Annotated in this window: 8 protein-coding genes; 4 read left to right on the top strand and 4 right to left on the bottom strand. The window is 53.9% G+C overall.

All coding sequences use genetic code 11. From position 1 onward, the window contains the following. The coding region (locus tag QI197_04610) for an ABC transporter ATP-binding protein (protein ID MDK2372640.1) at positions 1 to 413 on the bottom strand (413 nt) is incomplete at its 3' end. 143 nt (positions 414 to 556) lie between these two features. Continuing rightward, complete coding sequence (locus tag QI197_04605; protein MDK2372639.1) at positions 557 to 2,365, bottom strand: aldehyde ferredoxin oxidoreductase family protein; 1,809 nt, start codon at positions 2,363 to 2,365, stop codon at positions 557 to 559. Positions 2,366 to 2,453: 88 nt separating this feature from the next. On the opposite strand from QI197_04605, the gene QI197_04600 reads away from it, so the two are divergent. Beyond that, on the top strand, positions 2,454 to 3,815 hold the full coding sequence (locus tag QI197_04600; protein MDK2372638.1) for a glutamate-1-semialdehyde 2,1-aminomutase: 1,362 nt from the start codon (positions 2,454 to 2,456) through the stop codon (positions 3,813 to 3,815). 130 nt (positions 3,816 to 3,945) lie between these two features. Here the strand turns inward: QI197_04600 and QI197_04595 are convergent, their stop codons facing one another. Next, positions 3,946 to 4,530 (bottom strand): nucleotidyltransferase, encoded by a 585-nt coding sequence (locus QI197_04595; protein MDK2372637.1) that lies wholly within the window; start codon positions 4,528 to 4,530, stop codon positions 3,946 to 3,948. Continuing rightward, positions 4,517 to 5,158, bottom strand: coding sequence for a hypothetical protein (locus tag QI197_04590; GenBank protein MDK2372636.1), 642 nt, complete (start codon positions 5,156 to 5,158; stop codon positions 4,517 to 4,519). Before QI197_04590 ends, QI197_04595 begins: the two co-directional genes overlap by 14 nt. Before the next feature lie 424 nt (positions 5,159 to 5,582). On the opposite strand from QI197_04590, the gene QI197_04585 reads away from it, so the two are divergent. The 3 genes from QI197_04585 to QI197_04575 all read left to right on the top strand — a co-directional run. Next, entirely contained in the window at positions 5,583 to 6,743 is a 1,161-nt protein-coding gene (locus tag QI197_04585; protein ID MDK2372635.1) for a hypothetical protein, read from the top strand. 46 nt (positions 6,744 to 6,789) lie between these two features. Then, positions 6,790 to 7,347, top strand: a complete 558-nt coding sequence (locus tag QI197_04580) for a rubrerythrin family protein (GenBank protein MDK2372634.1) — start codon at positions 6,790 to 6,792, stop codon at positions 7,345 to 7,347. Positions 7,348 to 7,425: 78 nt separating this feature from the next. After that, on the top strand, positions 7,426 to 7,697 hold a 272-nt coding region (locus QI197_04575; GenBank protein MDK2372633.1), incomplete at its 3' end, for a hypothetical protein.

Below are 7,697 nucleotides of genomic sequence, written 5' to 3'. Positions count from 1 at the left end.
TCGGGAGGCATCTTCACCAGTTCGAGGGCATCGTACACCCTCTTCTTTATCTCATCCTCAGGGAACTTTCTGAGCCTCAAACCGTATGCTATATTCTCGAAGACAGTCATGTGGGGGAAGAGGGCGAGGTGCTGGAAGACCATCCCTATGTTCCTCTTGTAGGGTGGGAGGTTCGTGACGTCCTTCCCCTCGAGGATGACTACGCCTTCATCAGGCTTCTCGAGGCCTGCGATTATCCTGAGGAGGGTCGTCTTCCCCGAGCCGCTGGGACCGAGCAGGGAGAAGAATTCATTCCTCTTTATCTCTATGTTGACGTGATCCGATGCCACAACCTTCCCGAACCGCTTAACGATGTTACGGAGAACGACCATATCCTCGACTTCGGAGGTGATATACTCAGCCTTCTCCACCATCTCCATCTCCGAGTCCCAACAGGGGCTTATATTTTGATTTTTCGGATGTCTGAGGCTCTATACCTTCAGGAAAAAGAATTGACAGATGAGTCAGAAGCTTGATCACTGCAAAAATTTGGGGTTGGGAGTTTCAGTGAGGGAACTCAAGAGAGCCCGAGATCCCTCGAGAGTTCCAGCCTGTCGAGGGTTTCCCTGAGAGGCACTCCCTCCCTGTCCCATCCCCTGAGCTGGTAGTACTCGTCAAGGATCTTCTCGTACTCCTCCCTCGGGAGCTTGACTCCCTTTATCGGGCCCTTGGTGTGCGCTTCCTCGAAGAACCTGTCGGGTGGATAGTCGTCCTGCCTCTTGAAACCGGCTCTCACGTTGTACATCCTGGAGAGGTTCCAGATCCTCTCCCCCACTTCCTGCAGGTAGGATTCCTTGAAGTCCACATCCAGCGTGGCGCTGAGCAGATCAGCCATTTCCCTGTACCCCACGATCCAGAAGTCACAGATGATCAGGCTCCACTTGACGCTGTTCAGGTCCTGCAGGTCCTTGGTAAGCTTGGCCTTACCCTCGAAGGTGAGGGGCGGCATGTCTCCGAAGGCCTCGCTCGCTATGGTCCAGGCCCTGAGGTGGCAGGCTCCCCTGTCGGAGGTGGCGTAGGCTAAGGCCATTCCCCAGCTCGATCTAGGATCATAAGCGGGGATCTCAGATCCCTTTATGTGCATTGCATATCTCTCACTGTCCCTCCCTATCCTCTCAGCGGCTCTCTTTACCCCATCAGCCAAGGTATTGCCGATGCCCTCCCTGTAAGCTATCATCCTCACCAGCTTGGCCAAGGCCTCAGGCTCGCCCCAGTCCACGTGGAACCCTATCTCCTCATCCGTAATTATTCCCCTCTCCCTTATCTCGAGTAGGAAGCTCAGGGTGGCTCCGAGACTTATGGTGTCTAGGCCTAACTGGTCAGCTAGCTCTCCAAGGTGGGCCAGTTCATCCATGTCCTTGAGGGAGAGGTTCGACCCCATCATCCCTATCGTCTCGTACTCGGGGGCCTTTATCACCCCTCTCCTAGTCTTAATCTTTCTCTTGCAGGCGAGCGGGCACGAATGGCAGGCGAACCTGCTGTCGAGCTTGGCCTTCAACACATCAGTATTGATGTAGTTCGCGTACTCATAGTAGCCCTCCCTGAAGTTGAGGTGTGGCAGAGCACCTACATTATTGCTGAGATCCACTATGACGGGAGTTCCATCGGTCCTAGCCCAGAGGTTCGTCTCGGTGAGCACGCTCTCCTTCATCAGCCTAGCTACGGTCTCCCTGAACCTCGCGGGATTGGGGAAGTCTATGCTCCTCTCGCTCGCCTCTACTACTATCCCTTTGAGCTTCTTGGATCCGAATACAGCACCCACACCTCCCCTGCCCGCGATGAAGTGCTCATCGACCACCGCGGAGGCCATGTAGCTGAGATTCTCCCCTGCAGGCCCTATCACCAGTGTCCTAGCCAGCCTGCCGTGATCCTTCTTCAACTCCTCCGTGGCTTTCGGTACCGTTCTCCCCCAGAGATGGCTAGCATCCCTTATCTCCACCTCTTCATCTTTAACATATATGTAGACGGGTTTCTCCGCCTTCCCCTGAACTATCATGAGGTCGTATCCCGCGTACTTGAGCTCGGGACCGAAGGCGCCTCCCACATAACTGTCATTCAACGTGCCCGTTTTCGGTGATTTGGTAACTACCGTGAACCTTCCGGTGAGAGGGGCCACGGTCCCGGTCAGCGGCCCAGTAGCAACTATAATCTTGTTTTCAGGCCAGAGGGCTCCTGTGGACGGCGGAACTTCCTCATAAAGATACCTTATTCCCAAACCCCTTCCTCCAAGGTAGAGAGCGGCCCAATCCCGCCTCGTGTTCTCTACAACTATTTTATTCTCGGACAGGTCTACCCTCAAAACCTTTCCTGCATACGGGGCTACCATGTTCACCTACCCTCATGGCGTATCGCTCTCTAATAAACCCTGAGGCTAGGTTTTATAAGGATCTGGTGGGCCTAGCGTTGGTGGTACTTTGGCTGGCTGGCTAGGGGAAGTCCCCGACTTCTTCTCCGAGGAACTCGGGAGGTACACGGAGAGAACCCGTAGGTCCGAACAGATCTTTAGGGAGGCTCGAAAATACGTACCCCATGGTGTAAACAGCAATATGAGGTTCTTTGAGCCCTATCCTATCTATATAGCCAAGGGTAAGGGCGGGAAGGTATGGGATATTGACGGCAACGAGTACTTGGACCTCAACCTCGCCATGGGTGCGGTGTTCTCGGGCCACAGCCATCCTGCGGTGGTTGAGGCGGTTCAGGAGGTGATACAAGAAGGAACTGCCTTCGGGACGGATGTGCCAGAGGCCAGACTCGTCGCGAAGGAGCTGGCTAGGAGATGGGGTCTCGATAAGGTGAGGTTCAGCAACTCGGGAGCTGAGGCGACGATGCACGCCATAAGGATAGCTAGGGCGTACACTGGCAAGGACAAGATAGTGAAGTTCGAGGGGAACTATCACGGGGCTCATGACTACGTCTTGGTGAGCATAAAGTCACCTCCCGGTCAGATGGGCAGGAAGTTCCCGAGGAGGATACCCGTAGGTCCGGGGATACCGGGCACCACTCTGGAGTCAGTCTTGATAGCTAGATACAACGACCTAAACTCCGTGGAGAGGCTGTTCAGGAAGCATGAGGAGGAGATAGCTGCCGTTATAGTGGAGCCCGTGGCCATGAACATAGGTGTCGTGCCCCCCAGGCCGGGCTTCCTCGAAGGGTTAAGGAAGCTCACCGAGGAGTACGGGGCCCTCCTGATCTTCGATGAGGTGAAGACCGGTGTTAAACTCGCGCCCGGTGGGGCGGCGGAGTTCTTCGGCATAAAACCAGATCTGGCGGTGACGGCAAAGAGCATAGGAGGCGGCTTCCCTGTATCGGCGATCATGGGTAAGGAGGAGGTCATGTCTGTCGTGGGTCCTCACAGCGCCGTTCATGCTGGCACGTTCAACGCCAACAGGCTGGTGATGGCCGCAGCTCTAGCGACCCTCACGAAGGTCCTGACCATTGATGCCTACCCGAGGGCTCACAGGCTCTGCGACGAGCTCAGCAGGGCATTCCAAGACATAGTGGACGACTACAGGATACCCGCAGTGGTCCAGTGGATAGGTCCGAACGGTCACATATACCCGGGCGCGACGGAACCGGTGGTGGATCTGCCAACATTCTACCAGCAGGACGATGCTGCTTGGTGGCGCTATTGGATAGCGATGATGAACAGAGGAGTGTTCATAGAGCCCGTGGTAAGTGACGACGAGTGGACCGTCAGCGTGGTCCACACCAAGGAGGACATAGAGAGGGCCATAGAAGCCTTCAAAGAGGCCGCCAAGTTCATGAGACCTGCCTAAATCTTCCTTACTTCCTTTTCTTCTTGTCGATCTACGAGTTCACTATTGGATCAAACCTTCCTCATCTCATTGAAGGCCGAAAAATACTACACCCGCCCGTCTAAATTCTCCGAGCATGGAAAACTGTAAATCACCTTAACATATTATCTACCAATCTCCTAAGAATTTTCCTGACCTTGGGCGGATTGTCCACCGAGACGGGCAGTCTCTCGATGCTCCTCCTCAGAACTTCCTTCAGGTCAAGATTCAGCTCGCTGCCCATATTTTTCACATACTCCCAGTCGATCCTATCCCCGACCTCCATGAGTATGACCGCTATGTCAGCGAGGTCCCTCTCCCTGCGGGCTAGGGCCTTGAGCAGGAGGGCATCCTCAGGTGATATGACCCACACTCTCCTTCCATCAATCTCTGCCTCCACAGCTCTATTGAGAAGCTGCTTCACACTCAAACCGGAGATCTTGTCCACGTATACATCTATATCCCCCTTCACCCTGTGCTTAAATTCGAGCTTTCCGAGGCGAGGGTTCTCCAGCAACACGTAGCCCAAGCTCGATAAACCCCGCTTGAGCTTCCAGAGATCTGCCGGGTGCACAGCCACGTCCACATCATGAGTGGTCCTGAAGGTCCTTATGGCTGATATCGCTAGGGCACCCATCAGGGCGTATCTGACCCTCCTTTCCTCCGCCACGGACAGGAAATCATCAATAGATGACATCAGTCATCTCCTCCACGACCGTAGGAATCTTCCCTCCGAGGGCCGCCAGATCCAGTACTCCCCTCCCTAACCATGTGATAAGCTCAAGCTTCAGCCTTTCCTCCGTTACCACGGGCCAACCTGATATAATTTCACTAGTCGGTAGTTCCCGGACCGGTATGAGGACGAGATCAGCCAGCTTGCTAGCCTTCCTTCCTAGAGAGGTCCATCTCTCCATGTCGGACTCTCTAACATAAGCGAAGGCTGCGGATGGTGTTTGGAACCCGGTCCTGATATAAGCAGCTGTTTCGTAGCACAGCACGAAATCACCTCCCCTGCTCTTCTCCTTGAGGAGCTCCATGGATCTCTTCCAGCTACCAGTCTGGAGACGAACGGCCCTCTCAAACAGTTTCTCTATATGAAAGACACCCAGTATATCCCTGACCTCCATTCTACCTAGGATCTCGGCCCTTTCGGTGGGGATATAGGCATTTTCCTCTTTCCTAAGCCACCCCCTACTCTCAAGCTCCCTTATCTTTCTATAGACAGTAGTTTTTGGTAAAGACGCCTCAATAGCAGCTCTAGAGGGGGTCAGGGGTCCCCTAAGGGCGAGCCATATGAGGAAGAGGGATGACTCATCTATTCCCATATATGGTAAAGAAAGCAAGTTCTTTTATATTAAAGTTAACCACTAATGGTTCGGCGGTCTCGCAGCGCCCTTGGAACTAAGCGAGGTCATTAGGCGATCCCGATTTGGTGGGAAGATGGTAATATCCCCAAACCATGACCGACCTCTGCGTCTAGTAATCGTGGTCTCAAGATGCGAGCTAATTAACACCCCTGTCTCTAGATAGAGACTCCAACGTTTTACCGAGCTAGGGAACCTAAAACTCAATCCTTTTCAGTATCACCCTCTGCGGCCTCTTATGAATTTTCGTTCTCTATTAGAGCGACTAATAAGCGAGGATGATGCATCTATACGTACGGCCATAGAGGAGGTTTCGGATCCCCCTGTGATGAGGAGAAGCTACTTTCAGGTTTTCCATGGTGAAGATCTTCCACCTCAACCATCTATGGAGGTAATAAGGGTAGAAGATCTGCGGGACTCGGACCTATTCGTTGCAGTCGATCTCGTGGTCTCCCTTACCGGAGCTTCCTCCCCTGACGAGGTCAAATCTGGTGCCGAATCTCTCCTTAGAGAACTATCTAGGAAGGTAAGATTGAGGGCTGAGGACTCCAAGAAGAGCAATGTGGCGCTGGCCCTGCCGGAGAGGCGCCACTTGGAGGAGGTTAAGGGAAAGTGGACCAAATGGGTGTGGAAGAGAACCGCCTACGATGGAAATCCAGCTCCTGACTTCGACGGATGGGTCAGGGATCTGACCGCATTGGCAGATGCCATAAGAGGGGAAGGGGCGAGGGCCGTCTTCATGGCCGGCGAGTCCGGCAAGGTGCTGGAGGAGATGGGGTACGAGGTCGTCAGGGTAAGCATCGAGAAGACCCTGCCCAAGCTGGGCTACCCCAGAGATCCCAGCGTAGCGTGGTCCGAGCAGCCCATTCTGATGAACATGGCGCTGGACATAAGGAGGGGCGAGGAAGAGGTCGCTAGATCCTTCTTTCAGAAGGAGGGCTTGACTCCGGTGTTTAGGCCCAGGTGGTGGCGTAACGGCAAATTACTCGTCATGGCCAAGGCCGAGGGAGGGAACTTCATACTGATCGAGGGGGATGGAGGGAAACAGGCTCTGTTCACTGGAATAGGAGTTAGAGGGAGTAATGTGGCCACTCTTAAATTACTCCAAGAGTTCCTCATCTCGCAGGGCCTAAATATCGAGGTGTACGGAATTCCGCTACCCGGCTACATAAGGGATTGGCGGACAGGGGCCGTCCATCTCGATGTTGTGATGATGCATGCAGGTCCCGTGACGTTCGTGAGCCCGGGCAGGATGGGGTTCTACTCACTTGTGAAGTACGGCAAGTCCCTCGAGATAGTGGAGTTGGGCCAAGTGTTTAGGGACTTGGGTATCACGGTGGACGAGATACCAGCTGAGGGCAGCGAGATCACCATGGTGAACGGTCTGAACTTGGGAGACGGGAAGATAGTGGTGGACTCCTTTAACAGGGATGCTAACAAGTATCTGGAGCGAGAGTGGGGCCTCGATCTGATCGAGGTGGACATACCCCAAGTAGAGGCCGGGGGCGGAGGAGCGAGGTGCGCTACCAGAGAGTTCTACATATGAACATTCGTTAAACTTATATTATCACGGGGTTATATCCCCCGGTGGGATGTTGGTCAGGCCCATGACTTTGGACGCCCTGGCCTCCTCCTTCGGGGGAGAGTCCATGGCCCACATGCGCTACGTCCTTTTCGCCGAGAAGGCGGAGAAGGAAGGTTTTCCTAACATCGCCAGATTGTTCAGGGCGATCGCCTATGCTGAGAGAGTCCATGCAAACAATCACTTCAACTCACTGTCAGAGCTCAAGGGAGATCTGAAAGTGGTGGCCGGAGCGACATTCGGTCCAGGGAATACCTCTAAGAACTTGGAGCTCGCGATTATGGGAGAGGAATACGAGGTTAAGGAGATGTATCCCGCCTATGTATCGATTGCAGAGCTCCAAGGAGAGAGGAGAGCTGTTACAAGCTTTAAATGGGCCTTGGAGGCTGAGAAAATACATGTCGAGCTGTTCAGAGAGGCGAAGGGGTACGTGGACAGGGAAGAAGACTATCCAGTGGATGGAAAGATATGGATATGTCCCATATGCGGGCACACCCACGTAGGTCCTGAACCCCCGGAGAGATGTCCTGTCTGCGGAGCGCCTAGGGACAGATACGAGGGTTACTGACCCAAACCTCTTCTTTCATCATCGAGGATTTGGAAGCGCGTAAGTTAACTTATTACTGAACCGGTGACCCTGAGGCGTATGAAATCAAATGGTCTAGCGGTCATCCTCCTGTTAGTCGTCGCGCTATTTCTCCCTCAACTCGTTTCTCAGAGCATAACCGCCCTAATAGAGCCCCCTTACATAGAGGCTTCTCCAGGGGAGAGCGTTGATTTGAGGCTAATCGTTAGGAATCTTGGCTCCAAGGAGATAGAAGTCACCGGGCTGAGGGTTTACGTCACTTCGGAGGAGGTGTTCTTCCTACCCATCCGGGCCAACTTCGGCGAGTATCAGATCCCCTTCGATGAGCCAAC

The sequence above is a fragment of the Thermoproteota archaeon genome, assembly GCA_030130125.1.
GTDB lineage: Archaea > Korarchaeota > Korarchaeia > Korarchaeales > Korarchaeaceae > Korarchaeum.
This window is presented reverse-complemented; position numbering and strand designations above follow the sequence as displayed.

Coding starts and splice junctions, on each gene's coding strand:
- QI197_04580 (MDK2372634.1), top strand. CDS start 6,790: ATGTTGGTCAGGCCCATGACTTTGGACGCCCTGGCCTCCTCCTTCGGG.
- QI197_04605 (MDK2372639.1), bottom strand. CDS start 2,365: ATGGTAGCCCCGTATGCAGGAAAGGTTTTGAGGGTAGACCTGTCCGAG.
- QI197_04595 (MDK2372637.1), bottom strand. CDS start 4,530: ATGTCATCTATTGATGATTTCCTGTCCGTGGCGGAGGAAAGGAGGGTC.
- QI197_04585 (MDK2372635.1), top strand. CDS start 5,583: ATGGAGGTAATAAGGGTAGAAGATCTGCGGGACTCGGACCTATTCGTT.
- QI197_04590 (MDK2372636.1), bottom strand. CDS start 5,158: ATGGGAATAGATGAGTCATCCCTCTTCCTCATATGGCTCGCCCTTAGG.